The sequence below is a fragment of the Methylobacterium sp. J-072 genome, from assembly GCF_022829425.1.
In the GTDB taxonomy this organism is placed as follows: domain Bacteria; phylum Pseudomonadota; class Alphaproteobacteria; order Rhizobiales; family Beijerinckiaceae; genus Methylobacterium.
In genome coordinates this window covers 1-26,586 of the sequence record NZ_JAKSYK010000138.1, presented here as the reverse complement: position 1 = coordinate 26,586, position 26,586 = coordinate 1, and the positions used below count along the sequence as shown (strand labels likewise).

Here is a 26,586-nt window from a genome sequence, read left to right as displayed (position 1 = left end):
CGCCTCCAGGCCCGCGGCAAGACCCACAAGCAGGCCCTCATCGCCTGCGCCCGAAAGCTGCTCATCTACGCCAACACCGTCCTCGCCCGAGGCACACCATGGCGTCCCGCGACCGAGCCCGCATAACGGTTGCTCAGGATGAGGGGGGTGGATGGGATGATCCGGCCGAACCGACGCTCAGAACGTGCCGGGATAGGCCCCGCCATCCATCAGCAAATTCTGTCCGGTGATGAACCCGGCCTGCTGGCTGCACAGGAACGCGCAGGCGGCGCCGAACTCGTCCTTATGTGGCGCACCGCATAATGCCGATTATGTAAAGAGAGATGTTATGCAGAGTAAATGGCTAAAAAAGAAAATTTTTCAGGTAGGACAGGACAACTGCACTCCACATAATCCCGATTGTCGTCAGGAGGTTTGTCGCGTTGCGGTTAGCTTGCCAGCTGCGAGAAGACAGGTGGCCGATCCGAGCGCATGAGTCGCCACAAGCTAAAGCTAAAAGTAGCGAAATTTCTTGGAAAAATTTGTGATAAGTCCAGACATGATTATTCGCTTAAGGGCATACTCGACATACAGGAATTTAGTATGCAAGCCCCCGCCTACTAGGTGGAGGACTCATTCAGGTCCATGCGACGACACAGGAAACGAGGGCGACGGCGGCCAGATAGTTGCAGGACAAGCGATCATATCGGGTCGCGACGCGCCGCCAGTTCTTGAGCTGGCCGAACAGGCGCTCGATGCGATTGCGCCGCCGGTAGGCGATCCGGCTGTGCTTGTAGGGCACCGTACGGGTGGCCGTTGACGGGATAGTGGCGATCACCCGGTGGCTTTTCAGCCAATCCCTCAGGCTCTGGGCGTCGTAGGCTTTGTCGGCGATCAGGCGCTTGGGTGGGACGACGGCTCGCAGCAGCGGCAGGGCCATGCTGATGTCAGCGACGTTGCCGGGCGTCAGGGCGAACGCAACCGGTCGGCTACGACCATCGGCCAAGCCATGAATTTTGCTCGTGAAGCCGCCGCGCGAGCGGCCGATGGCCTGGTTCCAGGCCCCCCCTTTTCCGCTCGATGCCGAGCGGTGTGCCTTTACGTGCGTAGCATCGCGCATCAGCTCGTCGGGGACAGGGCCTACGGCAGCGATCTTGGCAAACAGGCGCTGCCAGACACCATGCTGCGACCACCTGTTGTAGCGGTCGTAGACCGTCGTGTGTGGACCGTAGGCGGAGGGCGTGTCCTGCCACCGGCAGCCGACCTTCAGGACGTGCAGGATGCCGCTGATCACCTGCCTGTCGTCGACCCGCGGTTTGCCCGGTTGGCCGTACGGCAGGTGCGGCTCGATCCGCGCCCAGGCTTCATCCGAGAGCCAGAGCAACCGTGCCATCGCGATCCTCCTGCGCTGGAAACCCCAAACTCAGGAAGAAAACGCGAGCAACAGCAATTGGTTGTATGAGTTTCCTACCTAGGGTCTGAACCCTAGGGTCGTGCTAGGTGCGCGGCCCTGATCGCGCGTCCATTTCGTTTTTGCAGGTCGAGTCGCGGACCACCAAGCGACCGCTGAGGACGATCTTGCGCACCGGCTGGTCCGGGTTCGCGATCCGCTCGAACAGCCGCTGCATCGCCTGGGCGCCGATCTCGGCGACGGGCTGTTCGATCACGGTGAGGCCGGGCTCGATCAGGTCGGTCCAGGGCTCGTTGTCGAAGCCGGCGAGCGCCAGATCCTTCGGGACCGCGAGATCAAGGGTGCGGGCCGCCCGTACCGTTCCCATCAGGATCAGCCCGTTCGACAGGACGAGGGCCTCCGGGCGGTCGGGGCCGGCGAGCCAGCGTGCGGCCTCGGCTTCTGCGGCGGCCGCGTTCGGCGCGACCGTGCGGATGCTCGGTGCGAGGCCGTGGCGCTGCATCGCCGCCGCGTAGCCGGTCTGGCGCTCCTGCGCGGTGGTGCTCGTCGCGCCGAACAGGCCACCGATCCGCGCGTAGCCTTGGGCTACGAGGTGGTCGACCAAAGAGGCGCCGGCGGTCACGTTGTCGAGGACCACGCTGTCATGGGTGCCGGGCGGCCCGGCCCGGTCGATCAGCACCACCGGGAAGCCGAGGGGCCGCCCATCGAGGCTGTCCAGGGTGACCCGGGTCGGGGCGAAGATCACGCCGGTGACCCGCTCCTCCTCCATCAAGCGCAGATACATCGCCTCGCGGGCCGGATCCTCGTCGGTGTTGCACAGGATCACCCGCATGCCGGAGGCGAAGGCCGCATCCTCTACGGCCCGGCTCACCGCGGTGAAGAACGGGTTGCGGATGTCGGCGACGATCAATCCGATGGTCTGGGCCGCCTGCGAGCGCAGGCGCCGGGCCGAGAGGTTCGGCCGGTAGCCGGTCGCCCGCACCGCCGCCTCGACCTGTTCGCGCAAAGCGTCGCTCACCGGCCCGCGCCCCAGGGCGCGCGAGACCGTCGCGGTCGAGACGCCCGCCGCCCTGGCCACGTCGCGGATCCCGACCGTCATGATCCCGGCTCCCACACAGAAAACGTTCTCAGCAACGTATCGTCCTAGTTGTCACCGGCCGCATGCAATCGCAAGTGGCGTTGCCGTTCCTCCCGACGGCCACGTTGACAACTTCTGTGAAAACGTTTTCAGTCATTGCAACGAAGAACCGGCATACAGGCCGATGCCCCAGCCGGGAGGAGAGCGCGCCATGCTCGCATCGACACCCAACCTTGAGCCGCGCATCCTCGTGCGGATCGCGGCCAAGCCGGCCACCAAGGAGACGGCGATCCGCGAGGCGGCGCAGCTCCTCACCGCTTCCGGCTGCATCGAGGCGGCCTACGGCGAGAGCATGCTGCGCCGGGAGGCGGTGGCGAACACCTATCTCGGCCACGGCGTCGTCATCCCGCACGGAATGGTCGATGACCGGCATCTGGTCCTGGCGAGCGGGCTCGCCGTGCTGCAGGTGCCGGAGGGCATCCTCTGGCACGACGGCCAGATGGCCCATCTGGTGGTCGCCATCGCGGCCCAGTCCGATACCCACATCACGGTGCTGCGCCGCCTCACCCGGCTGATCCAGGACGAGGTGCGGCTGGAGCGGCTGCGCACAACGGCGCGCGAGGCCGACCTCGTCGCGGCCCTCACGGAGGACGCGGCTACCACCGCCTCCGGCCCGGTCGCGGACCTGCGCCAGCGTTTCGACTGGACCGTCGATTATCCCGCCGGCCTGCATGCCCGGCCTGCTGCCCGCTGGGTCGAGGTGGCGAAAGCCTGCCCGGCCCGGATCCAGGTCCGCCACGGCACGCAGGTCGCCGACGCCAAGAGCCTGATCGGCCTGCTTCAGCTCGGCCTGCACTGCGGCGATGCGATCACGATCTCCGCCGAAGGCGACGATGAGGCCGGGGGCCTCGCCAAGATCCGCGCCGCGGTCACGAGCTTGAGCGCCGGCGAGAAGGCGGCGGCACAGCGGGCGACCGAGGCCGCCGCGAAGGCCGCGGGGCCGGTCGCCGGCTGGAACCCGTCCGACGCGCCGCAGGTCATCGCCGGGATCGGAGCCAGCCCCGGCATCGCCATTGGTCCGATCCACGTCCTGGCCGGCGCCGAGATCGTCGTCCCGGACGAGCCCGAGCCCCTGACCACCGGCGGCGACCGTCTGCACCGGGGGCTGGGGGCCACCGTCGACCAGCTGAAGGCGCTCGCCGACGACACCGAGCGGCGCCTCGGCAAGGCCGATGCCGGCATCTTCCGGGCGCAGGCCGAGCTGATCGCCGACACGGACCTGATCACCCTGGCCTGCCAGCTCATGGTCGAGGGCCACGGCGTCGCCTATGCCTGGAATACGGCGGTCGATCGCATCGCCAACCAGCTCGCGGCTCTCGGCAACCCGGTGCTCGCCGGACGCGCCGCGGATCTGCGCGACGTCGGCCGCCGGGTGCTGGCGCAGATCGATCCGGCCCTGAAGAGCGGCCACGACCTGCCGGACCGCCCCTGCATCCTGATCGCCCCCGACCTCGCCCCCTCGGACACCGCCGGGCTCGAGCCGGCCCGGGTGCTCGGGCTCGCCACGGCCCAGGGCGGCCCGACCTCCCATACCGCGATCCTGGCGCGCACCCTCGGGATTCCCGCGATCGTGGCCGGCGGCCCCGGCCTGCTGGCCCTCGCCAACCGCTCGGAGGCGATCCTCGACGGCGCCACCGGCCGCCTCTACCTCGACCCGAGCGCGGCCGACATCGCCTCGGCGCAAGCCTGGCGAGACCGGCAGCGCGCCCAGGCCGAGGCCGAATCGCGCGAGCGCGCCCTCCCCGCCCGGACCCGGGACGGGCATGCCGTCGCCATCGGCGCCAACGTCAACAATCCCGAGCAGGTACCCTTCGCCCTCGACCAGGGTGCCGAGGGCGTCGGCCTGATGCGCACCGAGTTCCTGTTCCTGGAGCGGGGCGAGAGCCCCGGCGAGGACGACCAGTACGCCACCTACCGGGCGATGCTGGAGGCCCTCGACGGCCGTCCGCTGATCGTGCGCACCCTCGATATTGGCGGCGACAAGCAGGTCTCGCACCTGCGGCTGCCGAAGGAGGAGAACCCGTTCCTGGGCGTCCGGGGCGCCCGGCTGCTGCTGCGCCGGCCGGACTTGCTGGAGCCGCAGCTGCGCGCCCTGTACCGGGCCGCCCGGGACCATATCGGCCCCGGCGCCCCGACCGGGCAGGAGGCGCCGCTCTCGATTATGATGCCGATGATCACCTCGGTGCCGGAGGTGCTGCGGCTGCGGGCGATCACCGAGGGCATCCGGGCCGAGATCGGCGCGCCGCCGGTGCCGCTCGGCATCATGATCGAGGTGCCGGCCGCCGCAATCCAGGCCGACGCGCTGGCCCGCCATTGCGACTTCTTCTCGATCGGCACCAACGACCTCACGCAATACGCCCTGGCCATCGACCGTCAGAACACCGAACTCGCTCCCGAGGCGGACTCGCTGCACCCGGCGGTGCTGCGGCTGATCCGCATGACCTGCGAAGGCGCCGCGCGCCACGGGCGCTTCGTCGGCGTTTGCGGCGGCATCGCCGGGGATCCGTTCGGCGCCTGCCTGCTGGCGGGGCTCGGAATCCACGAGCTGTCGATGACCCCGCGCGACCTACCCGGCGTCAAGGCGCGCCTGCGCACGGCCGAGATGGATGCGCTCAAGGCGCTCGCGACCCGCGCCTGCGACCAGGAGGATGCCGCCGCGGTGCGCGCCCTCGATCCGGGGGAGGCCGCATGAGCGCGATCCTCACCCTCACGCTGAACCCGGCCATCGACCAGACCGTCATCCTCGACGCCCTGGTGCCCGGCACCGTGCACCGGGCGCGTTCCGTGACGGTCCATGCCGGCGGCAAGGGCGTCAACGTCGCCTGCTGCCTGGCCGATTGGGGCCTGCCGGTGGCGGCGGCCGGGATCCTCGGCGCCGACAATGCCGGCCCGTTCGATCAGGTGCTCGCCGCGAAGGGCATCGCCGACGGCTTCATCCGGATCCCGGGCGAGACCCGGACCAACCTGAAGCTCCTGGACCGGCGCTCGGGCGACACCACCGACATCAACCTGCCCGGTCTCGCGGTGACCGGTTCCGCGCTCGACGCGGCCCGGGCCGCTTTGCTCCAGCGGGTGGAGCCCGGCACCCTGGTGGTGCTCGCCGGCAGCCTGCCGGGATCGTTGCCGCCGGAGACCTACGCGGACCTCAGCCGGCTCCTGAAGGCCCGGGGCGCCCGGGTGGTGCTCGACGCCTCCGGCGAGGCCCTGGCCGCCTCGCTGGCGGCGGATCCACTGCCTTATGCAGTCAAGCCGAACCGGCACGAACTGGAGGAGTGGGCCGGCTGTTCGCTCCCCGAGATCGGCGACGTGCGGGACGCGGCCTTTCGCCTGCGGACGCACGGCATCCCGGTGGTGGTGGTCTCCCTCGGGGCCGAAGGGGCGCTGTTCCTGACCGAAGGCGGCGCCGTCCATGCCCATCCACCCGCGACGCAGGTGACGAGCACGGTCGGGGCGGGTGATGCCCTGGTGGCCGGCCTCGTGGCCGGCCTGCAGGCCGGCCTGGACCTCATCGGGACCGCCCAGCTCGCGCTGGCCTTCGCGGCCGGAAAACTCACCCGGTCGGGCGCGAACCTGCCCCCGCGCGACACTGTCGAGGCCATCGCCCGGACGATCCGGGTGGAGCCGCTGGGCTGAACCTGCGCCCGCGGTCGCGAGGCCGGATCCGCAGGCGCATCCAAGAAAACAGGGAGGAAACCATGGCGCGGTTGCTGGCGGTGGTCGAAGGCGGGGATCGCTCGACCCTCGCCGTCCTGGCGGTGGAGGCGCTGCGCAAGGCGGCGGCCCGGCGCGACCAGCCGATCGCCCTGGAGCTGCGCGGCACCCCGGGCGCCAATCCGCTGCCGGAGGACGCGATCCGCGACGCCGGGGCGGTGCTGCTGGTCGGCGCGGGCGATCTCGGTGCGGGCCGCTTCGGCACGCTCCGGCAGGCGCGCGCCGCGATCGAGGAGGTGCTCACCGACGTGGACGGCGTGCTCGACCAAGCCCTGGCCGATACGGCGGCTGCGCCGGCCAGTCCCATGGACGGCCCCGCTCCCAAAAAAATCGTGGCGGTGACTTCCTGCCCGACCGGCATCGCCCACACTTTCATGGCGGCCGAGGGCCTCCAGGCGGCGGCCGAGGCCCTCGGCCACGCGATCCGGGTGGAGACGCAAGGGTCGGTCGGCGCCCGCGACACCCTCACGGAAGCCGAGATCGCGCAGGCCGATTTGGTGCTGATCGCCGCCGATACCGGGGTCGACCGGGCGCGCTTCGCCGGCAAGCGGGTCCATGCCACCACCACCAAGGCGGCGATCCGCGACGGGAAGGGCTTGATCACGACGGCCCTGGCAGAGGCCGAGGTTCAGCCGGCAGAGGGGGCGGATGCCGGGATGGCGCCGGCCCGGCCCAAGGCGGCGGAGCGGCAGGCCGGCGCTTACAAGCACCTGATGACCGGCGTCTCGTTCATGCTGCCCTTCGTGGTGGCGGGCGGCCTGCTCATCGCCCTCGCCTTCGCGGTCGGCGGCATCGACGCCATGGCGCCCGGCAATGCCGGCACGCTCGGCTACGCGCTGGGCCAGATCGGCGCCAAGGGCGCCTTCGCGCTGATCGTGCCGGCGCTGGCCGGCTACATCGCCTACTCGATTGCCGACCGGCCCGGGATCGCCCCGGGGATGATCGGCGGCATGCTGGCGGCGAACCTCCAGGCCGGCTTCCTCGGCGGCATCGCGGCGGGCTTCATCGCCGGCTACACGGCCCGATTTCTCAACCGGTACATCCGGCTGCCCCGTACCCTGGAGGGCCTGAAGCCGGTCCTGATCCTGCCGCTGCTGGCCACCACCATCACGGGCCTGCTGATGATCTACGTGGTCGGCGTACCCGTGGCGGCGGCCCTGGCCGCGCTGACCGGCTGGCTCAAGGGCATGCAGGGGGCGAGCGCGCTGGTGCTCGGCCTCGTGCTCGGCGGCATGATGGCCATCGACATGGGCGGCCCGATCAACAAGGCCGCCTACGCCTCGGCGGCGGCCCTGCTCTCCTCCGGGGTCGACGCGCCGATGGCGGCCGTGATGCTCGGCGGCATGACGCCCCCGCTCGGCCTCGCCCTGGCGACCCGCCTGTTCCCGGGTCGATTCACGGCCCCGGAGCGCGAGGCCGGGGGCGCCGCCGCCGTGCTCGGCGCGGCGTTCATCACCGAGGGGGCGATCCCGTTCGCAGCGGCCGATCCGCTGCGGGTGATCCCCGCCCTGGTGGCCGGCTCGTCCGTAGCCGGGGCGCTGGCGCTCACCCTCGGGGTCACCCTGAAGGTGCCCCATGGCGGCCTGTTTATCCTGCCGATCCCGAACGCGGTCACCCATCTCGGCGCCGCGATCCTGGCGCTGGCGGCCGGCACCGTCGTCACCGCGGTGACGGTCGGCTTGCTCAAGAGGGGCGTTGGCGGATCAGGTTCCGGAGCCTGAACGCCAGCGCTTGAACTCAGGCCGGCGAGACCAGCATCGCAACGCGTCCGCCGGGACGACTGGTGGGGCCGGATCCCCGTTGCGGAGCATCGCACCCGTCGCCCCGGTCCGTTCGATCCTGTCGAGCAGGAGCGCCGCGCGGCTCGCGATCGCGCGTCAGGTCTGCGATGAACCGCTCGAGCTTGGTGTTCTCGACCTGCAACGCTTCCGCCGCCGGATCTCGGGCATGCCCATGCCGACGTGCTGCCTCTTCCAGCGATAAAGCATCATCCCGAAACGTGGCCCCCGACCTCCGTCAAAAGCGCAACTGCATCCGGGCGGTCCCGGCATGCGACAGGAAATGGTCTCCGACCTGGGCCTGATACTCGCCGGTCACCTCGATGCCGCCGCCGAGGCTGACCTGGAAGCCTAGCCCCGCTTCGCCGAGACGGTCGGGGATCGCCGATTCCGTGGCGAACAGCCCGAGCGCGCCGGTGCCCTGGAAGCTCGCCTTGCCGGTGAAGTGGTCGTCCGAGAGGAGCGTGACGCCGAATGTGCCGAAGGGCCGGATCCAGCGCCCGTCGTCGAAGTCGATCCGGCCGCCGATCTCCAGCATCGGGCTGAACGCCACCAGCGTCTTGGCGACCGGGCGCATGTCGAGGTTGAAGCCGGGGGCGCCGGTCTCGGAATAGGCCGGGCTGTAGCTGTAGAGCAGGTCGAGATCAGCGTAGGGCTTGAGGTACCAGTCCCCGAACAGGACCTGGTAGCTCGCCCGCAGCCGACCGCCCGCGGTGAGGATCCCGGACTTGCTGCGCGCCGTCGCGGTCATGCCGCCGAAGTCGATCAGGCGTTTGTTGTCGGCCCAGGAATAGCCGAGATTGGCCGAGGCCGCGAGGAGCCAGGGGCCGATCTGGTGCTTGAGCGCCGCCGAGACGTCGCCGGCATCGCTGGTCGTCCCGGTGATCCGGTCGGGATCGCTCTGGAGGGCGCGGGTATAGGCGCCGGTGAGGCCGAAGAACCAGTCCGGGGCGAACTCGGTCTGGAGACCGGTCTGGTAGCTGAGGGCGGTCTGGTGGTAGCCGACGTCGTCGGCCGTCGCGGACTGGGTCGTGTGGGCGCTGGTGATCCGGCCCCAGACGCATTCGCCCTCGCGCAGGAGCGTGCCGGTGCCGGTGAAGGCCGGGCAGCTCATGGCCCGCTGGAGGCCCTTGCGGGTGTCGAGCGTCCGGTCGGTCAGGTTGTCCTGGTTCGATTCCGGCTTCAGCTCGTCGAGGGCGGCCGCGTAGGCCTTCTGGCTGTCGACCGAGAGGAAGCGCCCGTAGAGGGTTCCCAGTTTGGTGGTGTTGCCGTCCCAGGCGTCCTGCAGGCCCTGCGCGACGCTGCGCTGGTCCGTGGTGAGCGTCACGCCCAGAGGCGCCGTGAAATGGGCCTGCGGGGTCAGGGCGATGCTGTCGCCGGTTGACACGAGCGCCCAGGAGATCGGCACCGCGCCCGAATGGATGCTGCCGCCGGTGGCGGTGGCGCTGGCATCCTGAACCTGGCCGGCCCTGAGGAAGGTGTATCGGCCGGGCAGCAGCCCGTCGATCAGGTGCGGCTCGACCACGCCCTTTAGGGAGGCGGTGCCGGTCACGGTCAGAAGATCGTTGCGTAAGCTCCCCTCCGGCGCCAGGGGTGCGATGTCGACCAGCAGGCGTCCGTACGCGCTCTGCTCGAAATTGCCGGTCACCGTCGCCCGAGCGACGGTGCCGACACCGCCGATGTCGAGGATGGCGCTGTTGTGAAGGCGGCCGTTCGGACCCAGCGCGATGACGCCTTCGGGTCCGGTGCGCAGGATCGCCGACGTCGCCCCCGTGTTGTGGAAGCCACCGTTGATGAAGGTGACGCCGCCCGTCGGGCCGCCGGCCAGGTCCACGTCGCCGATCACGGTGCCGCGGTTGTTGATCTCGCCGGCGCTGAACGCGCCGACGATCGCCCGGCCCGAGGCGGCGCTGACCACGGCGCGCTGATCGATGTCGATCGTGGTGTAGCGACCGCCATCGACGCGGATCGCCGCCCCGGTGCCGCTGCCGCCGGTGACGAGGCCGTCCACCCGGACGGCGATCTTGCCGCCCCGGGCCGGGTCGGGCTCGAGGCTGCCGTCGGTGCGCTGGACCCCGGATTGCGCGAAGATCGCGTAGGCATCCAGGCCCGACGCGATGATCGACCCGGACGACCTGATGTCGATGTCGCCGCCCTGTCCGCTGGACCCGGGCCTTCTCTGGCCCGACGCCGCCGAAGCCGAGATGGCCGGGCCGGACAGATCGAGGAGCAGGCCGCCGCCGCCGCCCAGGCTCTGCGCAAGGATGCCGTGGGACTGGGCGCCGGTCGTGCGGATTACGGCGCCGTCGTCCAGCGTCACGCGGATGGCCCCGCCATCGCCGCTGGACCCGTCCCGAAGCGCATAGGGAACCGCGTAGCCCATTACCTGATGCGCACCGCCATAGCCGCCGCCCCCGCCGATCGATTGCAGCAGCAGGGCCGGCGCCGCGTCGCCGGTGGTGGAGACCTGCGCACCCGCGGTCAGGCTCACCGTGACCGGACCGCCATTCCCCGAGGCGCCGCCCGCGCCGCCGATCCCGAACGTGTATCTGTGGCCGCCCGGGCCGGCCGCGACCGAGGCGAGGCCGCCGCCGCCGCCGATGCTCTGGGCCAGGATGCCGACGGCCCCGAATCCGCTCGTGGCGATCGTACCGGATTGTACGACCGTCACGCCGCCGCCGTTGCTCGCCCGGCCCCCGGAGCCGCCGAGCGTCAGGCTGCCGGATTTCTCCGACACGCCCGCCGGATCCTCCGGAGGGGCGATCCGCTCGATATCGAGCGCCGAGAGCAGGGCGTCCGTCAGCGCCTGGGCGTCGCTCTTGGTATCGGTCTTGGCATCGCTCTTGGTTTGTCCCGTCGCGGCGGCAGCCGTCCCGTCCTCTGCGGTGGCCGTGCCAGTCTCGCCGTCCGGTGTGTCGGCCGTGTCGGCGGACGGCGCCGAGAAGCTGCCCCCGCCGCCGCCGATGCTCTGCGCGACCACGGCATGCGCCTCGGTCCCGGTGGTGGTCACCGAGCCGCGGTTCTCGACCTGAACCCAACCCCCATGCGCCCCGGTCCCGCCGGACCCGCCGACGGTCAGGTTGAGGGTCAGGCCCTTGTTCGCGCTGCTGTTGGCGACGCTGCCGGCGACGCCATTGCCGCCGCCACCGCCAATGCTCTGCGCGTAGAGGCCGTAGGCGGCATCCTCCGCCGTGGCGACGAGACCGGTGTTGAGGATCTTGACCGTGCCGCCGGTGTTGCCGCTACCCCCCGCGCCGCCGAGCGTCACCGTGCCGTTGGCCTTGTTGGTGGCCTCCGCGAAGGAGAGCCCGCCCTGGCCGCCGCCGCCGCCGATGCTCTGCGCGACGATCCCGTGGGAACCGATGCCCCGCGTCGCGATCGTGCCGGCATTCTCGATGGAGACCGTGCCGCCGCTTCCGCCCTGCACGCCATCACCGCCGAGTGCCAGTGTCAACGAAAGATCGCGCAGCTTGGCGGCGCCCTTTTTCTGCGCGTCCAGGTAGCCGTTGATGCTGCCGCTGTAGGATTTGAGCGCCTTGCCGAAATCCGAATTCTTGAGTTTGTCGGCCAGGCTCTTGTACGTATCGCTGGTCTTGATGTCCTTGAGGAACTGGTCGAGCGCCTTCTTGTCTTCCTTGTTGCTCTTGTCCTTCGCCCATTTTTCGTAATCGGCGACACCGATCGCCTGCTTGATCTGCTGCCAGAGCGCGCCCACGGCGTCGGGATCCGAGTCCTCGCGCGCGGCGATGCTGCCGCCCGTGCCGCCGCCGCCGCCGATGCTCTGCGCGAGGATGCCGTGGGAACCGTCGCCCCAGGTGGTGATCACGCCGGCTGCGGTATTGGTGACGGTCACGTCCCCGCCGCTGCCGCCGATACCGCCCTTGCCGCCGAGCTTCAGGCTGACGGCGAGCTTGCCCGCGGCCGACCCCGACGCGGCGCCGCCGTTGCCGCCGCCGCCGCCTATGCTCTGCGCCTCGATGCCGTGCGCATCCGAACCTCTGGTGGTGATCGCGCCCTGGTTCGTGGCCGTGACGAGGCCGCCGCGGTTGCCGATGCCGGACCCGCCGCCGATCGTCGTCGTCACCGTGAGGGCATCGGCGATGGGAAGCTTGCCGAGGAGGTCGTTGACGGTCTTGTCGAGGGAGAAGCCGGGGGCCGCCAGGGTTGAGCTCGTGCCGCCGTTGCCGCCACCACCGCCGATGCTCTGTGCGAGGATGCCGGCGGCGTAGGTACCACCGGTCGTGATGGTCCCGGCCTGCGTGACGGTGACCGTGCCGCCGGTGCCGCCCCCGCCCCCGGTGCCGCCGATGGCCAGTGACACCTCAACGTTCCGCCGGAGGCTGATGCTGTTGCTCGTCGCGGTAGCGCCCCCGCCATTGCCGCCGCCGCCGCCGATGCTCTGGGCCTCGATGCCGATGGCACCGTCCCCCGAGGTCTGCACCACGCCGCGGTTCTCGACCTTCACGGTGCCGCCATTGCCGCCACCGCCGCCCGTACCGCCCAGCGTCGCTGACACGGACACGGCCATCTCGCCCGGCGGCGCGACCGCCAGCGCATAGGCCGCCGCATCGCCGCCGATGCCGCCACCGCCGCCGACGCTCAGGGCCAGAAGGCCCATTGCCGCGTTGCCGTAGGTCGTGACCTGGCCGGTATTGACGACGCCCGCGGTGCCGCCGTTGCCGCCATCCCCGCCCGAGCCGCCGATCGCGGCCGAGAAGGCGAAGCTCGGCAGCGCCTTGCCGCTCGGCGTTACCAGGGGCGCCGTGATCGCCGTCGCGCTTGCGATGCCCCCGACCCCGCCGCCCCCGCCGATGCTGAGGACGGACAGGCCGTTCGCCGCGTAACCGGCTGTGGTCACGGTCGTGCTGCTGTCGATCTGTGCTTCGCCGCCGTTCCCGCCCTTCCCACCGCTGCCGCCGATCGCCACGGAGGCCGAAATCACCACGCCGGCCGCGATGCTCTTGACGTCGCCGCCCACCCCGCCGCCGCCGCCGATGCTCTGCACCAGCACGGCCGTCGATCCGTTCCCGCCTGTCTCGATTGCGCCGCCCAGGCCGGTGAAGCGTGCGAGGCCGCCATCGCCGCCGCCGCCGCCGCTCCCGCCCAGGCCGAGCGAGAAGAAGGCGCCGGCCGGGAAGGCGCCGCCGCCGGTGCCGCCGCTGCCCCCGATGCTCTGCGCCAGGGCCCCGAAAGCGGTCTCGCCCCCGGTCGTGATCCGGCCCCCGTCGTTGATGATCGACGCGGTACCGCCGGCGCCCCCCGTGCCACCGGCACCGCCGCGGCCGAACCAGTACGAGATGCCACCGGCTCCGCCGCCGGTGGTCTTGGACGATACTTCGAGGGCCGAGACCGGAAGGGCCGAGAGGGCGCTGCCGCCGCCGATGCTCTGCGCCACGAGACCGGTCGCCCCCGCGCCGGAAGTCGCCACCGTGCCGTTGTTGGTCAGCGTCACCGCGCCGCCGGTGGCGGCGTCGCCGCCCTTGCCGCCGCCGAAGACGCCGCCGCCGCCCTTGCCGCCCGGACCGCCGACGGATTGTGCGACCAGGCCGAGGGCGTAATCACCCGCCGTGACGATCGTGCCGCGTTGGTTCACCGTGACCGTGCCGCCGTCGCCGCCCCGGGCACCGGGCTGCCCACCGGCATCGGGCTGGCTCCCGCCGTTGCCGCCGATGCTCTGGACGAGGCCGCCGAGGGCGTAGTCGCCGGAGGTCCTGATCGTCCCGAACATGTCGAGACGCGCGGTGCCGCCTGCGCCACCCTGCGTCACGAACGGGTTGCTGTAGATTGTGCCGCTGCCGCGGATCGAGCCCGCGCCGCCGATGGATTCGACGATCACGGCCGTCGCCCCGACGCCGTCGGTGATCACCTGGCCGGATCGCGTCACCGTGAGCGAGGCCGGACCGCCGGCACCGCCCCGTCTGGACGCGGCCTGGTCCGCGTCGGTGCCGCCGAAGCCGGCATTGCCGCCGACCGCGCTGACCCGGACCCCGAGGAAGGCCTGCCCCTCGGTCGAGACCCGCGACGACAGGGTCAGGCCGGCCGACCCGGCATCGCCGCCGCCGCCGACATCCTTCTGGGCGTCCCCGCCGTTTCCGCCCCTGGAATAGACCCAGAACCGGGGGATCGGCTTGAAGTCCGGCTGTGCAGCATCGGTGATCTGTTCGCCCCGCCCGGCCACGTCCTCCGCGAGGGTCACCGCGACCGAACCGCCGCGACCGCCGCTGGCACCGGGGACGGACGCCCAAGCGCGCGTGTCGCCCCGCCCACCGCGGCCGCCTTTCGAGCCGATCTCGATCGTCGCGGCGTCGTCGTGCCCGGCGGCTGCGGGATCGATATCGATCAAGCTCAGGTCGCTGCCGTCCTGGCCGGGCGTCGCGGCGACGTTCGACAAGAAGGCGTTGGCTTGCCCGTTCTGCCCATCCGCACCGGTCGAGACCTGTGGCTCCGGGCGCTCAGCGGCGCGCGCGGCCAAGCCGAAAATCAGCACCGCGGCGCTGATGGTCGAGACAAGAAGCCGGCCTCCATTGCGACCTATCCGATCGCAGGTTGGGACAAACGGCTGGCCTTGCAGGGGCGGCATCAGGAACATGTCTCTTTGCCCGCATCGGTCTGCAAACGCGCGTGCAGCCGTCAACGGGAAGGTCAGGGTCGTCAGCGAACGGATCGCCCTGCGTCAAGGCGATTCGACGCGACGTCGATTTCTCATCGCGATGGTTAACAAAATCTTTATGACAAGGATATGCGGTGCAAAAGATGCCGAAAAATTGTACAATGCAACATGAAAAATCGATGTTTGAGACATGTCGCACCGTTTAATTAGTTAAAGTGCGTATTAAACGTAGAATTCGATAAAAATATTTTTAGCCATCAATATTCGATCAAAAAATGACTGCACAATGCGGCGCTCTGGTCCGTATGTATGTGGCGAGATATCGATGGCCATTGTGCTGAGCTGATCAGGCCGAAGATGGTTCGGTCGTTCAGATTTTCTAACGCATCGCCTGGCGACCTCGGCGAGCGGGCAAGGATCGTCGTTATCGCAGTCCCCTATCGCCACGGCCCATTCCGAGTTCTGTCCTTCCGTGCCGAACAGGGCGGGGATCGCGTCCGTGACGATCCCGTAAGGCTCGCTTAGAGCTGTGCCCGATCATGTAGCAACGGCTAACTGTCTGGATGCGAGACCTCCTTGACGTCTGCGATGACGGCGACCAGAGCGAGGGCTGAGGCGTAGTTGCGGGCGAGCTTGTCGTAGCGGATGGCGATCCGGCGGTTCCGAACACGTCAGCGCCAGCACCTTCGCCACTGTGTGGGTGGAATGCGGCGGGGTGCCGGGTGGGCGGGTCTTGTCGCGCAGCAGGCCCTCGACGCCTGGCCTGCCCCCTGAAAAGTGGTCCTCCCTAAGGTATGGCTTCGAGCCATGTGGAGGATGTTGTCGTGGGACGGAAGAGGCATACGGCTGAAGAGATTGTTGCCAAGCTGCGCCAAGTGGATGTTCTGGTCTCACAAGGTCGCAAGCTCGCCGAAGCAATCCGGTCCATCGAGGTGATGGAAGTCACGTATTACCGTTGGCGTTCCGAGTACGGCGGCCTGAAGGGTGATCAGGTCAAGCGGCTGAACTCTCTGGAGACCGAGAACCAGCGCCTTCGTCGAGCGATCTCCGATTTGACCCTGGAGAGGCTGATCCTGAAGGAGGCAGCCTCGGGAAACTTCTGAGCCCCGCTCGCCGCCGGGCTTGTGTCGAACACGTCGTTGCCGAGCACGGTGTGTCCGAACGCTTCGCTTGCCGTGTCCTGGGTCAGCATCCCTCATCCTGAGGTGCGGCGCAGCCGCCTCGAAGGAGCCCTCCAGGGATCGCGCGGCCGGCTGGAGGGCTCCTTCGAGGGCGACGCTTCGCGCCGCCACCTCAGGATGAGGGGGATGGATGGGATGATCCGGCCGGATAGGCCTTCAAAAAGTCCCGGGATAGGCCCCGCCGTCCATCAGCAAATTCTGGCCGGTGATGAACCCAGCCTGCTGGCTGCACAGGAACGCGCAGGCGGCGCCGAACTCGTCCGGGCGGCCGAAGCGTCCCGCCGGGTTGTCGCGGGCCCGGGCTTCGAGGAACGCCTCCACGCTGGTGCCGGCCTTTGCGGCGCCGGCGGCGGCGTTGCTGCGGATCCGGTCGGTGTCGAACGGGCCGGGCAGGAGGTTGTTGAGCGTCACGTTGTGCCGCACCGTCTGGCGGGCGAGGCCGGCCACGAAGCCGGTCAGCCCCGAGCGGGCGCCGTTCGACAGGCCCAGATGCGGGATCGGCGCCTTCACGGCCCCGGAGGTGATGTTGACGATCCGGCCGAAGTTTCGCCCGATCATGCCGTCGACCGTCGCCTTGATCAGCGCGATCGGCGCCAGCATGTTGGCGTCGAGCGCCCGGATCCAGGCGTCGCGGTCCCAGTCGCGAAAATCCCCCGGGGGCGGGCCGCCGGCATTGGTGACCAGGATGTCGGGCTCCGGGCAGGCGGCGAGCGCGGCGGCCCGGCCGGCCTCGGTGGCGATGTCGCCGGCCACCACGGTCACGACGGCACCGGTCTCCCGGCGGATGGCCTCGGCGGTCGCCTCCAGGGTCTCGAGGGTGCGGGCCGTGATCGTCACCGCGACGCCCTCGCGGGCGAGCGCCAGGGCGCAGCCCCGGCCGAGACCCTTGCTGGCCGCGCATACGAGCGCCCGGCGCCCGCTCAAACCCAGATCCATGGATGCCTCCGAGAACCGACCCCCGCCGCGAGGGCGTTTGCGGGCGTGATAACGCGCCGGGCGTGCGGGCGGCATCCGGCGCCGGCGCGCGAGACCCGCGGGGTCGGGGCGATGCTCTGCCTGATTCATCCGGAAGTATTACTGAACCCGATGCAATGCGCGCGATTGACCAATCATGGAGGTGACCATGACGACACTTCGCGCTCCTGTTGCAGGATTCGTGCTCTATACCCTCTCGGCCGGGCTGGCCTGCGCGCAGCCGGACGTCACCGGCACCGGCGGCGGCCCGCTCTCCACCGAGACGGCGCCAAACACCACGGCGGTCGGACAGACCAAGCCGCCGAGCCGGGACGCCAGCCCGACCGCGACCAAGCCGATCGAGCGCCGGACGCCCCGTCAGGCGGCGGATGCCGCAATCAGCACCCGGATCTGCATCGGCTGCCGGCCGGATCCCGGCACCACCGGCTCCCTGCCGGGCGCCACATCCTCGGCCGCTCCCGCCACGGTCAAGAGCGACGTCACGCTCGACGAGCTCCGGACGCTGGCCACGCCCAGGCAGCAATCCGACCTCGACACCCTGCCGCTGGCCTCCGCGCATCGCGAGCAGGCGCGCTCGGCGCAGGAGAAGACCGACGGCCTCTGGCAATCGTGGCTGGTCTCGGTCTGCGACGGCTGCGGCGATCAGAAGCCCGCCCGGGCCCTGCGGCTGGAGGACTGGCCGAACCGGGAGGCCGCCGCCACGGCCCCGGCCGACCGCAGGTCGCCGCCCACCCGGGTGCGGGCGGCCGATATCCCGCCGCACCGGAGCCTCGCGGCCGACCTCTCGCCGGAGAACATCACCGGGATCCGCCGCATGCCCTGATCGGGCCTTCGAGTCCCGGTGGTGGGGCGCTCACCAGGTGCGCAGGTCGCGCGGCGGCGCGGCCTCCGGCAACGCGTCCAGGGCCGGGGCGACGAATCCGGCCCAGAGCAGGGCGGCGACGCCGGTCAGGAGCGGCGCGGTGATGCTGAGAACGAGGCTGAGGGTCACGGCGGCCTGCGCGATCGACAGTTTCGAATTGCTCGGATGTCGTAATCATCGCCCGGAAATGTTGGTTTGGCATTAAGAGCCTGTTCGACCGCAGGCTCGCGGTCGAATGATGGTTCTGCCGATGGAGATCCCAATCTCTCCCCTCATCCTGAGGTGCTGCGGAGCAGCCTCGAAGGAGGCCTCCAGGGATCGCCCGCCTGGCTGGAGGGCTCCTTCGAGGCCTCCGCTTCGCTCCGTCGCCTCAGGATGAGGGCGAGGATGGGAAAGACCGGTCAAGCAGGCTCTCAGATAATCGGGTCGTTTTGACGGTCTGCCCCGGCACCGCAGGCGCAGAGAAGCAACCCGGCACATAATCGGGGGGGGGGCGCGGCCCGGCGCAGGACATCCCCGGTCCCCGATACGGCGGACCGCGCCGCCCGGGATTTCGGGCCTCGCCTGTCGGGGCGGCCGTCGGGTTCCCGGAGCCGGTCGAGCCGGGGGTACCGGCGAGGCGGGCGAGCAAAGCTCCCCTTCCCGCCTCACCGGTACTGACTAGCGCGGGGGTTACGCAAGTCAGTAATCTTCGTCTAGCATCTGCGCTATGGACTCGCCAATCAGCGGTTTATACCGAGCGATATAGCACAGTTCGCTATTGGCCGATTCCTGTACTGCGTTGAGATGGCTCCATGGCGACCCTTCTTGCGGATCCGTTCGGCCGTCAGCTGTTGAGCCTGCTCACCGCGGATTACGGCCTGCCCGGCGATCCCGGGCGGCGGGTCCTCCGGCACGAGCTGCAGCAGCTTCAGCTGCGCGCCGAGGCTGGGAGCGCGCCGCGATCGGTGCGGATGGCGATCCGCGCGGCGCTGTCGGCACTCCGGGCGGAGTTTTCGCTCCCCGGCGTCCCGGCGCCCGCCGGGTCCGAGCGCCTCACCTGCGACGGCGAGGCTCGGCCTGCGCTGTGATGCGCGGTGTCGCCACGGCAATCGGCACTCTTCATCGGGCTGTTACAACCGGGACCTAGAGGCATGCTGGTGACATCATCTCGGGAGCAAAGGCAGATGCCGGCCCATTATTGTATTAACCCGCTCGATCCCTATGCCGAACAGGAAGTGCTGGTCACTTACGACGATCATCGGCCCTTCGTCGTGGTCCGTTCGGCGATCGACGAGGACGGTTACGACATCCTGGCGGACCTGTCCGAGGAGTGCGTCCGGAACCTGCAGCTCGAGATCGCCGTGTATCACGGCCATATCGAGCCCTATGCCTGGGCGCAGCACGCGGTCGACGTGGTGGCCGCTCCGGCGGCCTCGTGATCCCGGCGCTAACGCCTCAGGGCCGGGTCGGCTCGGCGGCGAGCGCCCCGAACTCGCTGACCATGCATTCGTGCATGCGCCGCAGCCACATATGCGCCTCCGTGGCGCGGGCCTCCGCCCGGTCGGCCCGCTCGGCCGCCAAGCGGGTCTGCTCCTCGGCGCGTTCCGCGCGGGCGACCGCCTCGCGCATGGTCGCCTCGGCATGGCGGGCCCGGTCCTCGGCCGCCCGCGCCGCCGCGTCCGCGTCCCGCACCGTGCGCTGCGCCTCCCGGACCGAGTCCCGCGCGCGCTTCTGCATCTCGCGGACCCGGGCCGCGACGCCCCGGACGGCCAGCAGGGAGGCCGACCAATCCTCGTCCTCCGCGGGTGCGGCATTGTCGGCTCCGGAGAACAGCGCGACCACCCGGTCGACCGGCTCGCCCTCCGGGGGGAGCGCCTGCGCGCGGGCCGGGCTGCTCATGCGGCGGCCTGATCGGTCAGGTCCGAGAACTCGGACAGGATCGCGTCCTGGACCCGGGCCAGCCATTCCTCGGCGTGCCGGGCGCGCTCCTCCGCGGCCCGGGCGCGGGCCTCGGCGGCCTTCGCGCGCTCTTCGGCGGCCATGACCTGTGCCTCGGCGCGAACCTGCGCATCCCGCGCCTGAACTTCGGCGATCCGCGCGCGCTCGTTCGATGCGTTGATGTCGTCCCGGACCCGCTCCAGCACGTGCTCGATCCGCTCCTCGCGCTCGCGGGCCTGCGCCTCGATCTCGCGCGCCTGGCGGGCCGCCGCCTGCACCCGGTGGATCAGCGCATCCCAATCCTGCGGCGACGATTGCGGCGTCGGCGGCTGGGTCTGCTCGTTCAGCGAGGAGACGACCCGCAGGACGTTGCCGAGATTGGCCTCGGGGGCGGCATTCGGCTCGCGCTTCGACTTGTCGGCGGTGCGGAAGCGCGGATCGTTCAACAGCCGCTGCAGCTCGCTCACGGGGCGCCTTCTCCCTGTCGGTAGACCTTGGCGACGATTAAACTGATGGTAATGATTAACAAACCGTTAAAAACAAGTCCACCGGGTGGGGGTTTGTTAACACAGGCTACACACGATGCTGGAATTCAGGCCGCCTGATCGGGGCGCAGCGGAGGCTTCCGCGACACCGGAAGGCCCGACACGCCCGGCCGGCCGCGGAACTGGATGCGGCGCCGCCGGCTTCCCTCAGACGGAATGACCCGGGAGGAACAGCCTGATGCGGAACGGTGCCCAGGATCGCGGCCCGACCGCTGCCGGTCCGGATCAGGACCCGGCGCGCGGGCTCGCCGACACCGTGCGCGATCAGGTGCAGAGCTATGCCGGCAAGCGGCGGGCCGACGCGGCGCGGGTCGTCTCGGATGTCGGGGACGCGATCCGGGATACCGGCGCCGGCTTCGACGGGTTGCCGCAGCTGAAAGCCTTCTTCGATCAGGCCGCCCTCGGCGTCGACGGGCTGGCCGAGGATATCGGCCGCCGCTCCCTCAGTGAGATGTGCGACGAGGTCCGGGCCGCGGCCCGGCGCCGGCCGGCCCTGACCGCGGCCGCCGCCATGCTGGCCGGCTTCGCGCTCTACCGGCTGATCCAGGCCCCCGGGATCCGGCCGGTCCCGCGCTCCCGGGCCCTGGTCCCGGTCGACGTCCTGCCGACGCCGGATATCTGAGCGCGGCGTCGACGCCGTCTCTGCCTGAACCGCCCCGCGTCGGCGACGCGCAAACCAGGAGGACAGGATGGCCGAACCCGGCATACGCAGCATCCCGACCCTGGTCGGCGATGCGGTCCGCGACTTGCGCGACCTCGTCGCCGACGAGCTGGCGCTGTTTCGCGCCGAGATGGCGCAGGGCGTCCACCGGATCTCGCTCGGCCTCGCTCTGCTGCTCGCGGCGGCGGTCCTAGCCATCGCCGGCCTGTTCACGCTGCTCCTGGCCCTGGTGAAGGGCATCGCCGTGCTGGTCCAGTCGGACGCCCTGGCCGCGCTGATCGTGGGCGGCACCTTCCTGGTGCTCGCGCTCGGTCTGGGGCTTTACGGGCGGAGCAGGGCGTCGCTGGCGGGCCTTGAGCCGACCCGGACGGGACGGCAGATCAGGCAGGACGCACGGGTTCTCACGCATCGGCCCGGACCCGAGATCCGGGACGATGCGTAAGAACCAGGATCGTGCATCATCCCGAAGGCCGGAAACCGCCTGTCGCGATGATGCTGTGACGGAACGCAGGACACCATGAGCAACGCAGCCGACGAACTCGAACAGGACGTGGAGGCGAGCCGCGGGCGGCTGGATCGCACGCTGGGCGACCTGCAATCCCGTTTCCAGGGGCCCGGCATCCCCCGGGATCTCGCCGACCTGAAACGATCGGGGCAGGCCGCCGGCGAGGTGGTCGAGCGCTTCGTCGCGGAGGTGCGCGTGAACCCGGTGCCGGCCCTCCTGATCGCCGCCGGGCTCGGTTTGCTGGCCTACGACGTGGTCCGGTCGGTGCGCCGGCGTCCGGCCCCCTCTTATGCCGCAGCGGATCGGGATCTCGCGGAGAACCAGCCTGACCGAATGCAGGCGCGGCTCGATGAAGGCCTGGAGGAGAGCTTTCCCGGGAGCGATCCCGTCTCGGTGCGGATCACCAGATAGCGCGCCCGGGATCTGGCGACGGATCGGCGGCCCGGCCCGCGACAAGGCTCGGACGTGCTTCGGAAAGCCCGTTGCGACGCCCCCATGCGGAATCGCGTTGGCGGCCTCGAATCGCGGTCGAACACGGGTTGTCGGTCGAAGCCTGCCACGTATTCGGAAAAAGATGCTTCAAATTCGCGCGCGCATGGACTGTCATTGAGCGGATCGCGCGGTCGATCATGGAACACCCCCGCCGCCGAACCGGTATCCACTTCGGCGGTGCGCGTCCGGGAGGCGAAGGGGATCGGGCATGATCGAGATGGACCCCGGGATGGACGCGGAGACGGATCCCAAGGCGGCCAAGATGCCGGAGGTCCTGCGTCTGGCGACGGCGCTCGCCGAGCAGATGCTGGCTTCACAGATCATGGGACGCGCGATCTCGCCTGAGCAATTCACCGCCCTGGTGAGCGCCGCCCGGCTGCTTCAGGACAACGATGTGCCCTGGCCGCCCCTGGTGCAGGAGGTCGTCCAGGAATTGGCCGAGCGCCTGGACGCCGCCGGATCGAAGCCCGACGGCGCGGCCTGACGCCTGCCGCCCTGCGGGTCGGTCTCGGAACACGCGTCGCGGCGGGACGCGAAGCCCCCGGCGGGTCGCGTAATGCCCCCATCCCGACCGCCCCACCGATACGGTGTTACAGATCGAGATCGACCCATGTGGTATCTCTACGGCTTCGTGCTGCTGGCCGGCGTCGCCAACGCCGTCCAGGCGGGACAGAACGGGGCGCTCTCGAAGGGCCTGGCCGAATCGCTGACCGCCGGCCTCGTGGTCGCGGCCGGGACCGCGACCTGCATCCTCGTGGTCGGTCTCCTCTCCGGCAAGCTCGCCTGGCCGACGGCGGCTCAGGCGCTGGCGATGCCGTGGTGGGCGTGGTTCGGGGGGATCCTCGGCGGCTGCATCATCCTGGCCCAGTTCATCGTGGCGCGTCAGATCGGAGCCGCACCGTTCCTCGGCCTCCTGGTCACCTCAGGCGTGGTCACCTCGATCGTGCTCGACCATTTCGGCTGGGTCGGCTTCGAGTCCCACCCCGCCGGCCTGTGGCGCATCCTCGGCGGCCTGCTGATGGTCGCTGGCGTGGCCCTCGTCGCCGCCTTCTGACGGAGACGCAGCGCGACGGCCGGCACCGGCCGGAACACGCCCACTTGTGCGGGGTTGGCCAATACACGCACAAGGAGAACGCGATGCTGACGGGTGGTTTGCTGTGGCTGATCGGGGTGCCGATCCCCGTCCTCATCCTGATCTGGTTCTTCTTCCTGCGCGGACGATAGAGCATCGTCCCGAACGCGGGCGGCCACCGCCTCGACAGGGCCGCCCCGGCGTCTATCCTACCCGGATGCGCATCGCCCTCGCCGCCCTCGCCCTCGTCATCGCTGCCGGTGCGGCGGGGGCCCAGCAACAGCCGCCGACGATCCCCGAACTGCTGGCCGCTGAGGCGAAGGCCGCACGCGGCTGCGAGGGCTCGGGCGATCCTGCGGTCAGCCAGGAGCAGTGCCGCCTTCGCGACCGCTTGAGCGGCCGCCTGGCTCAGGCCGGCTATTGCTGGGGCCGCAAAGGGCAGTCCGACGAGAAGAAGGACTGGCACGCCTGCCAGCCCGATTCGGTCTTCGAGGACGACATCGAGGCGGTCCAGCGCTGAGTCACGGCTCCAAAAGATCTTCGACCTCTTGCCGGTGCTGGGCAGAGCCCTTTGGAACCGCAGACTTTCACGGTGTGTCGCCGCTGATCGTCGAGCGCAACACGCCGCTTGGTTTAATCGATCGCCGCCGGGTGGGGTTTCGGCTCGCCCTTGTAGTGCCGCGGGATCAGCGGGCAGCCATCGTGCACGCGGAAATGCGACAGCGATGAGCGGCGCACCGCGGTGTAGCCGCCCTGGATCATCAGCCGCCCGAAGCAGGCCGGGCAGCGCTTGAGGGCATCGCGATGGCGGGCCTGTGCCTCGTCGACCGTCATGGCCACCCAGGCCCCCTCGACGGAGACTTCGCAGGTCGGGGTTCCGGGCTTCTCCATCGGACGACGATGCCGTCCGGTGGCGGTCCGCGCCAGCGCAGGCGCGCCACAGCAAGCCGTCGACCGACTGGATGTTGTGCCGCAAAGCGTCGCAGTATCCCCGTGTTCGCGCACCGCCGCGGAGCTGGCCCACCCGGTCTCGGTGTCATCCGGCGCAAGTCGTCCGCCGGATGACGCGTCGCGGTACCCGCTTCAGGGAGCCGATTTGTTCTGTCCAGCTTGTGTCTTGATACACAGCAACACGCGACGGATATGGTTCCGCAACTTGTCTTTACTGTCTGATGCCGCTTCGGTGCTCTTGGCAGAGTCCGGTTTGTCACACGTCGACATGGCAAGTGCCCCAAGCAAGGAGCGCCACCTCAGCGGGCCTTAGGGCCTTGGTTCGGAAGGCGATCGCCAAGAGCTTTAATGGATCGTCTCGCCGAAATCTCGATATAATTGCAACGCGGCCGGCGAATTCAGGTTTGAGATATTTTAAGGTTTATCGTTGTTTTTGAATGCTGCTGTGCCGTTTCGCACTACGTAGCCGAATGCATAGGCTCTCTCCGGAGGGCTTCGATCAGGGGGACGTGCTAGGTGCCTGAACGCTTCTACTTCGACATCGAGAACGGCAAGGAGTCGATCCGTGACGAGGAAGGCGTCGAGGCCGACGGCTTGGAGGAAGCCTTGACCGAGGCCCGGAGCGTGATCCGCGAGATGGCCGATGAATTGGCCGCCGCCGATCCCGATGAAGCCTGGACGATCGTGGTGCGAGACGCGTCCGGATCTTCGGTCGGGCGTCTGCCGATCGCGAAATAGGATCCGCGTGCATCATCTGCCGGATCGAAAAGCCCGCCTCGGCCGATAGGCGGTCTGCGGCCGGGGGCGCGTCAAAAATGCTCGGCCCTGTGGCGGATCCTCGGCGCCGTCCTGATGACCGTGGGCGTGGCGATGGTGGCCCTGTTCTAATCGGCGGCCGATCTCAAGCCGGGTCGGTCTCGGCTACGGCCTCGGCCGCGTATCGGGCGCGTCCGGGGCCGTCTCCCGCCGTACCGGTGCGGGTACACCACGCCGCGAAGGCCTCGGGCTCGATCGGCACGCGCACGACCGCGACACCGCTGCGCTGCACCTCGCGCTCCATCTGCTCGGTGGCGATCCGCCAGGTCTCGTAATGCGGGGGCAGCTTCGCCCCATCGGCGAGGCCGGCCCGGAGCGCCTCGTAATGCTCCGGAGCATACCAGGGTAGGCCGACGCGACGCGGACGGGTCATCGGAGATTCGCACCGGTGAGCGAGGGCGGGCTCGGCACCGATCGCCTCTCGACCGGGCTCGCCGGCATCAACGGCGGAGCGCGGCACTTGGTTCTGATTCGGAAACGACGCTCGGTCTTTGATTGGGCGCGCTCGCGTGAGCCGAATTGGTCTCCACTTCGGCGATGAGCGCTCCAGCGCGCGGACGCGGCCCGGATCCTCGCATCGGCCGCGAAGCTCCCGTCGGTGCTCAGCGACGGCGCGGAGCCATGGTGTGGAAGCGCACCTGCGGGGAAAACAGGTCCCACTTATGCACGAACCGGCCCCTCCGGGCGGTTGTCGGCCGTATCCGTCGCCCCTAAGTCGGCCTCGCGGGATCGCGACGGCGTCGCGGCCCTGCCGCCCTTCCCAAGGGTGTCTCCTCCCAAGACTTCGGGCTGCCCCCTCGGGGGTGGCCTTTTTTGTCCCGGCCGTCGAATCGATCGGCTGATCCGCGCCCCGCCGCGAGCCCCTACTCGGTCGCCTCGGCCGTATGGGCGATGGCGCCGTTTCGCCCAAAAGACTCGTCGGCCGCCTGCCTCAACTCCCTGCGGGCGACGACGTCCGCCAGAGCCAACAGGCCGCCCATCAGCGCCAGGACCAGGGCAACACGACGAAGGAGCGGTCGAGTGGACATGAGCGGCATCCAGGGACGCCGGCCTGTCTAGCAGAGGCTCCGGCGGGCGGCTGCCGCTCCCGGGTCACAGTGGGTACGGAATGCGAACGCCGTCTGGGCGAAGATTGCGGATGCGTGCGCCCTCAAGCAGGCGTCAGAGACGATCCGACCGGGGCGGCGGGGCGTCATCGTCCTCATCGTCGTCGTCATCCGGCGGGGGCGGTCCCCGGCGACGGGGCGGCGGCATGCCGTCGTCATCGGCCTCGGGCGGCGGCGGGCGGAGCCGATTCGGTGGCGGTGGCGGCCGATCGAGATCCGTGCCGGTGGGCGGGGGGCGCCGCTCGTCGTAGGGCTGGGCGCCCGCGCCGGCGGTCGCGAGGACCAGCAGGGCGGCGCCGGTAAGGAATGCGCGCATGGAGCCTCCATCGAGCTGCCCGTCGGGGCATGGCTTCCCGTGAACGCATCGTGGGTCGCGGGGTTACATCCGCGTTCGGAAGCGAGGGGCGGCGCTGTTGCCCTTCGGTCACAGGCGCTCCTCGATCGCGGCGTCCGCGCAACCGATGTTCGGCCACGGCGTTGTCGCGCTCGGCTCAGTATTGCCGAATTATGCTCGGCGGACCGAAGATATTTACCGACGGTTTACTATGATGCGCCGCGTCATGACCAGGCAGTGTGTCCGTAAAACTACAGCTTTTCTGGCGACGGATTGGTAGTCATGGCGTCAGATTTCACGCCATTGGATCACCCGTACATGACCAAGCTCATCGCCTCCCTGGCCGCGTTTACCGCCCTCACCGGCGCGGCTGCTGCCGCCGACCTGCCGCGCCGCGCCGCCCCGCCGCCGGTGTTCACCCCCGTCCCGGTGTTCACCTGGACCGGCGCCTACTTCGGTATCAACGCCGGCTACGCCTTCGACGCCAGCAGCCGCTCCAACAACTCGACCTTCGTCGTGCCGGGCGGTGTCGGCCTGAC

Annotated in this window: 25 protein-coding genes and 5 pseudogenes; 16 read left to right on the top strand and 14 right to left on the bottom strand. The window is 69.8% G+C overall.

Annotated features, from left to right (window positions below; genetic code table 11):
• Positions 1–177 precede the first annotated feature (177 nt).
• The 3 genes and pseudogenes from MKK67_RS15800 to MKK67_RS15790 all read right to left on the bottom strand — a co-directional run.
• Positions 178–282 (bottom strand): annotated as a pseudogene (locus tag MKK67_RS15800) (SDR family oxidoreductase); the annotation flags it as partial.
• 334 nt (positions 283–616) lie between these two features.
• Entirely contained in the window at positions 617–1,372 is a 756-nt protein-coding gene (locus MKK67_RS15795; protein WP_243966049.1) for an IS5 family transposase, read from the bottom strand.
• Between the two features lie 103 nt (positions 1,373–1,475).
• Positions 1,476–2,489, bottom strand: coding sequence for a LacI family DNA-binding transcriptional regulator (locus MKK67_RS15790; RefSeq protein WP_243966048.1), 1,014 nt, complete (start codon positions 2,487–2,489; stop codon positions 1,476–1,478).
• Between the two features lie 190 nt (positions 2,490–2,679).
• Here MKK67_RS15790 and ptsP point away from each other — a divergent pair, with 190 nt between their 5' ends.
• The 3 genes from ptsP to MKK67_RS15775 all read left to right on the top strand — a co-directional run bounded on the left by ptsP (position 2,680) and on the right by MKK67_RS15775 (position 7,960).
• Entirely contained in the window at positions 2,680–5,220 is a 2,541-nt protein-coding gene (gene ptsP / locus MKK67_RS15785; protein WP_243966047.1) for a phosphoenolpyruvate--protein phosphotransferase, read from the top strand.
• Positions 5,217–6,161: a 1-phosphofructokinase gene (pfkB, locus tag MKK67_RS15780; RefSeq protein WP_243966046.1), complete on the top strand. Its 945-nt coding sequence runs from the start codon at positions 5,217–5,219 to the stop codon at positions 6,159–6,161. The genes ptsP and pfkB overlap by 4 nt, the downstream gene beginning before the upstream one ends.
• 62 nt (positions 6,162–6,223) lie before the next feature.
• Positions 6,224–7,960, top strand: coding sequence for a fructose-specific PTS transporter subunit EIIC (locus tag MKK67_RS15775; RefSeq protein WP_243966045.1), 1,737 nt, complete (start codon positions 6,224–6,226; stop codon positions 7,958–7,960).
• A 145-nt stretch (positions 7,961–8,105) separates the two neighbouring features.
• Here the strand turns inward: MKK67_RS15775 and MKK67_RS15770 are convergent.
• The 3 genes and pseudogenes from MKK67_RS15770 to MKK67_RS15760 all read right to left on the bottom strand — a co-directional run.
• Positions 8,106–8,221, bottom strand: a pseudogene (locus MKK67_RS15770) (IS3 family transposase); the annotation flags it as partial.
• A gap of 34 nt (positions 8,222–8,255) precedes the next feature.
• Positions 8,256–14,489: an autotransporter outer membrane beta-barrel domain-containing protein gene (locus MKK67_RS15765; RefSeq protein WP_243966043.1), complete on the bottom strand. Its 6,234-nt coding sequence runs from the start codon at positions 14,487–14,489 to the stop codon at positions 8,256–8,258.
• Positions 14,490–15,281: 792 nt separating this feature from the next.
• A pseudogene (locus MKK67_RS15760) lies at positions 15,282–15,386 on the bottom strand (IS630 family transposase); the annotation flags it as partial.
• A gap of 65 nt (positions 15,387–15,451) precedes the next feature.
• On the opposite strand from MKK67_RS15760, the pseudogene MKK67_RS15755 reads away from it, so the two are divergent.
• Positions 15,452–15,828: pseudogene (locus tag MKK67_RS15755) on the top strand (transposase); the annotation flags it as partial.
• A gap of 136 nt (positions 15,829–15,964) precedes the next feature.
• On the opposite strand, the gene MKK67_RS15750 reads toward MKK67_RS15755, so the two are convergent.
• A complete protein-coding gene (locus MKK67_RS15750; protein WP_243966041.1) occupies positions 15,965–16,744 on the bottom strand; it encodes an SDR family oxidoreductase in 780 nt (259 codons plus the stop codon).
• A 187-nt stretch (positions 16,745–16,931) separates the two neighbouring features.
• On the opposite strand from MKK67_RS15750, the gene MKK67_RS15745 reads away from it, so the two are divergent.
• A complete protein-coding gene (locus MKK67_RS15745; RefSeq protein WP_243966039.1) occupies positions 16,932–17,606 on the top strand; it encodes a hypothetical protein in 675 nt (224 codons plus the stop codon).
• Between the two features lie 30 nt (positions 17,607–17,636).
• On the opposite strand, the gene MKK67_RS15740 is transcribed toward MKK67_RS15745, so the two are convergent.
• Positions 17,637–17,774, bottom strand: a complete 138-nt coding sequence (locus MKK67_RS15740) for a hypothetical protein (RefSeq protein ID WP_243966037.1) — start codon at positions 17,772–17,774, stop codon at positions 17,637–17,639.
• A 665-nt stretch (positions 17,775–18,439) separates the two neighbouring features.
• On the opposite strand from MKK67_RS15740, the gene MKK67_RS15735 reads away from it, so the two are divergent.
• Positions 18,440–18,715 (top strand): hypothetical protein, encoded by a 276-nt coding sequence (locus tag MKK67_RS15735; protein ID WP_243966034.1) that lies wholly within the window; start codon positions 18,440–18,442, stop codon positions 18,713–18,715.
• 96 nt (positions 18,716–18,811) lie between these two features.
• Positions 18,812–19,066 carry a hypothetical protein gene (locus MKK67_RS15730; RefSeq protein WP_243966032.1) on the top strand — a complete coding sequence of 85 codons (255 nt, stop codon included), beginning with the start codon at positions 18,812–18,814 and terminating at the stop codon, positions 19,064–19,066.
• Positions 19,067–19,082: 16 nt separating this feature from the next.
• Here MKK67_RS15730 and MKK67_RS15725 read toward each other — a convergent pair whose 3' ends face one another.
• The gene (locus MKK67_RS15725; RefSeq protein ID WP_243966030.1) at positions 19,083–19,526 is read right to left on the bottom strand and encodes a hypothetical protein; all 444 of its coding nucleotides are present in this window, start codon (positions 19,524–19,526) and stop codon (positions 19,083–19,085) included.
• Positions 19,523–20,032, bottom strand: a complete 510-nt coding sequence (locus tag MKK67_RS15720) for a hypothetical protein (protein ID WP_243966028.1) — start codon at positions 20,030–20,032, stop codon at positions 19,523–19,525. Before MKK67_RS15720 ends, MKK67_RS15725 begins: the two co-directional genes overlap by 4 nt.
• Before the next feature lie 256 nt (positions 20,033–20,288).
• On the opposite strand from MKK67_RS15720, the gene MKK67_RS15715 reads away from it, so the two are divergent.
• The 7 genes from MKK67_RS15715 to MKK67_RS15690 all read left to right on the top strand — a co-directional run bounded on the left by MKK67_RS15715 (position 20,289) and on the right by MKK67_RS15690 (position 23,360).
• The gene (locus MKK67_RS15715) at positions 20,289–20,732 is read left to right on the top strand and encodes a hypothetical protein (protein WP_243966026.1); all 444 of its coding nucleotides are present in this window, start codon (positions 20,289–20,291) and stop codon (positions 20,730–20,732) included.
• 67 nt (positions 20,733–20,799) lie between these two features.
• Positions 20,800–21,213 (top strand): phage holin family protein, encoded by a 414-nt coding sequence (locus MKK67_RS15710; RefSeq protein WP_243966025.1) that lies wholly within the window; start codon positions 20,800–20,802, stop codon positions 21,211–21,213.
• Positions 21,214–21,288: 75 nt separating this feature from the next.
• A complete protein-coding gene (locus MKK67_RS15705; protein ID WP_243966024.1) occupies positions 21,289–21,687 on the top strand; it encodes a hypothetical protein in 399 nt (132 codons plus the stop codon).
• Between the two features lie 289 nt (positions 21,688–21,976).
• Complete coding sequence (locus MKK67_RS15700) at positions 21,977–22,252, top strand: hypothetical protein (protein WP_243966023.1); 276 nt, start codon at positions 21,977–21,979, stop codon at positions 22,250–22,252.
• Positions 22,253–22,378: 126 nt separating this feature from the next.
• The gene (locus MKK67_RS15695; protein WP_243966022.1) at positions 22,379–22,822 is read left to right on the top strand and encodes a DMT family transporter; all 444 of its coding nucleotides are present in this window, start codon (positions 22,379–22,381) and stop codon (positions 22,820–22,822) included.
• A 44-nt stretch (positions 22,823–22,866) separates the two neighbouring features.
• Positions 22,867–22,992 carry a hypothetical protein gene (locus MKK67_RS32650; protein ID WP_279595027.1) on the top strand — a complete coding sequence of 42 codons (126 nt, stop codon included), beginning with the start codon at positions 22,867–22,869 and terminating at the stop codon, positions 22,990–22,992.
• Positions 22,993–23,057: 65 nt separating this feature from the next.
• Complete coding sequence (locus tag MKK67_RS15690) at positions 23,058–23,360, top strand: hypothetical protein (protein ID WP_243966021.1); 303 nt, start codon at positions 23,058–23,060, stop codon at positions 23,358–23,360.
• Between the two features lie 113 nt (positions 23,361–23,473).
• Here MKK67_RS15690 and MKK67_RS15685 read toward each other — a convergent pair whose 3' ends face one another.
• Positions 23,474–23,731 carry a hypothetical protein gene (locus MKK67_RS15685; protein ID WP_243966020.1) on the bottom strand — a complete coding sequence of 86 codons (258 nt, stop codon included), beginning with the start codon at positions 23,729–23,731 and terminating at the stop codon, positions 23,474–23,476.
• Between the two features lie 576 nt (positions 23,732–24,307).
• Between MKK67_RS15685 and MKK67_RS15680 the strand changes: the two genes are divergently transcribed.
• Positions 24,308–24,529: a DUF6894 family protein gene (locus MKK67_RS15680; RefSeq protein WP_243966019.1), complete on the top strand. Its 222-nt coding sequence runs from the start codon at positions 24,308–24,310 to the stop codon at positions 24,527–24,529.
• Between the two features lie 163 nt (positions 24,530–24,692).
• On the opposite strand, the gene MKK67_RS15675 is transcribed toward MKK67_RS15680, so the two are convergent.
• The 3 genes from MKK67_RS15675 to MKK67_RS15665 all read right to left on the bottom strand — a co-directional run bounded on the left by MKK67_RS15675 (position 24,693) and on the right by MKK67_RS15665 (position 26,029).
• Positions 24,693–24,980: a hypothetical protein gene (locus MKK67_RS15675; RefSeq protein ID WP_243966017.1), complete on the bottom strand. Its 288-nt coding sequence runs from the start codon at positions 24,978–24,980 to the stop codon at positions 24,693–24,695.
• A gap of 490 nt (positions 24,981–25,470) precedes the next feature.
• Positions 25,471–25,635 (bottom strand): hypothetical protein, encoded by a 165-nt coding sequence (locus MKK67_RS15670; RefSeq protein ID WP_243966015.1) that lies wholly within the window; start codon positions 25,633–25,635, stop codon positions 25,471–25,473.
• A gap of 133 nt (positions 25,636–25,768) precedes the next feature.
• The gene (locus tag MKK67_RS15665; protein ID WP_243966012.1) at positions 25,769–26,029 is read right to left on the bottom strand and encodes a hypothetical protein; all 261 of its coding nucleotides are present in this window, start codon (positions 26,027–26,029) and stop codon (positions 25,769–25,771) included.
• A gap of 336 nt (positions 26,030–26,365) precedes the next feature.
• Here MKK67_RS15665 and MKK67_RS15660 point away from each other — a divergent pair.
• Positions 26,366–26,586: pseudogene (locus tag MKK67_RS15660) on the top strand (porin family protein); the annotation flags it as partial.

Coding starts and splice junctions, on each gene's coding strand:
- MKK67_RS15735 (WP_243966034.1), top strand. CDS start 18,440: ATGGCGACCCTTCTTGCGGATCCGTTCGGCCGTCAGCTGTTGAGCCTG.
- MKK67_RS15675 (WP_243966017.1), bottom strand. CDS start 24,980: ATGACCCGTCCGCGTCGCGTCGGCCTACCCTGGTATGCTCCGGAGCAT.
- MKK67_RS15775 (WP_243966045.1), top strand. CDS start 6,224: ATGGCGCGGTTGCTGGCGGTGGTCGAAGGCGGGGATCGCTCGACCCTC.
- MKK67_RS15685 (WP_243966020.1), bottom strand. CDS start 23,731: ATGGAGAAGCCCGGAACCCCGACCTGCGAAGTCTCCGTCGAGGGGGCC.
- MKK67_RS15705 (WP_243966024.1), top strand. CDS start 21,289: ATGAGCAACGCAGCCGACGAACTCGAACAGGACGTGGAGGCGAGCCGC.
- MKK67_RS15750 (WP_243966041.1), bottom strand. CDS start 16,744: ATGGATCTGGGTTTGAGCGGGCGCCGGGCGCTCGTATGCGCGGCCAGC.
- MKK67_RS15745 (WP_243966039.1), top strand. CDS start 16,932: ATGACGACACTTCGCGCTCCTGTTGCAGGATTCGTGCTCTATACCCTC.
- MKK67_RS15700 (WP_243966023.1), top strand. CDS start 21,977: ATGATCGAGATGGACCCCGGGATGGACGCGGAGACGGATCCCAAGGCG.
- ptsP (WP_243966047.1), top strand. CDS start 2,680: ATGCTCGCATCGACACCCAACCTTGAGCCGCGCATCCTCGTGCGGATC.
- MKK67_RS15710 (WP_243966025.1), top strand. CDS start 20,800: ATGGCCGAACCCGGCATACGCAGCATCCCGACCCTGGTCGGCGATGCG.
- MKK67_RS15695 (WP_243966022.1), top strand. CDS start 22,379: ATGTGGTATCTCTACGGCTTCGTGCTGCTGGCCGGCGTCGCCAACGCC.
- MKK67_RS15715 (WP_243966026.1), top strand. CDS start 20,289: ATGCGGAACGGTGCCCAGGATCGCGGCCCGACCGCTGCCGGTCCGGAT.
- pfkB (WP_243966046.1), top strand. CDS start 5,217: ATGAGCGCGATCCTCACCCTCACGCTGAACCCGGCCATCGACCAGACC.
- MKK67_RS15690 (WP_243966021.1), top strand. CDS start 23,058: ATGCGCATCGCCCTCGCCGCCCTCGCCCTCGTCATCGCTGCCGGTGCG.
- MKK67_RS15730 (WP_243966032.1), top strand. CDS start 18,812: ATGCCGGCCCATTATTGTATTAACCCGCTCGATCCCTATGCCGAACAG.
- MKK67_RS15795 (WP_243966049.1), bottom strand. CDS start 1,372: ATGGCACGGTTGCTCTGGCTCTCGGATGAAGCCTGGGCGCGGATCGAG.
- MKK67_RS15670 (WP_243966015.1), bottom strand. CDS start 25,635: ATGTCCACTCGACCGCTCCTTCGTCGTGTTGCCCTGGTCCTGGCGCTG.
- MKK67_RS15665 (WP_243966012.1), bottom strand. CDS start 26,029: ATGCGCGCATTCCTTACCGGCGCCGCCCTGCTGGTCCTCGCGACCGCC.
- MKK67_RS15725 (WP_243966030.1), bottom strand. CDS start 19,526: ATGAGCAGCCCGGCCCGCGCGCAGGCGCTCCCCCCGGAGGGCGAGCCG.
- MKK67_RS15790 (WP_243966048.1), bottom strand. CDS start 2,489: ATGACGGTCGGGATCCGCGACGTGGCCAGGGCGGCGGGCGTCTCGACC.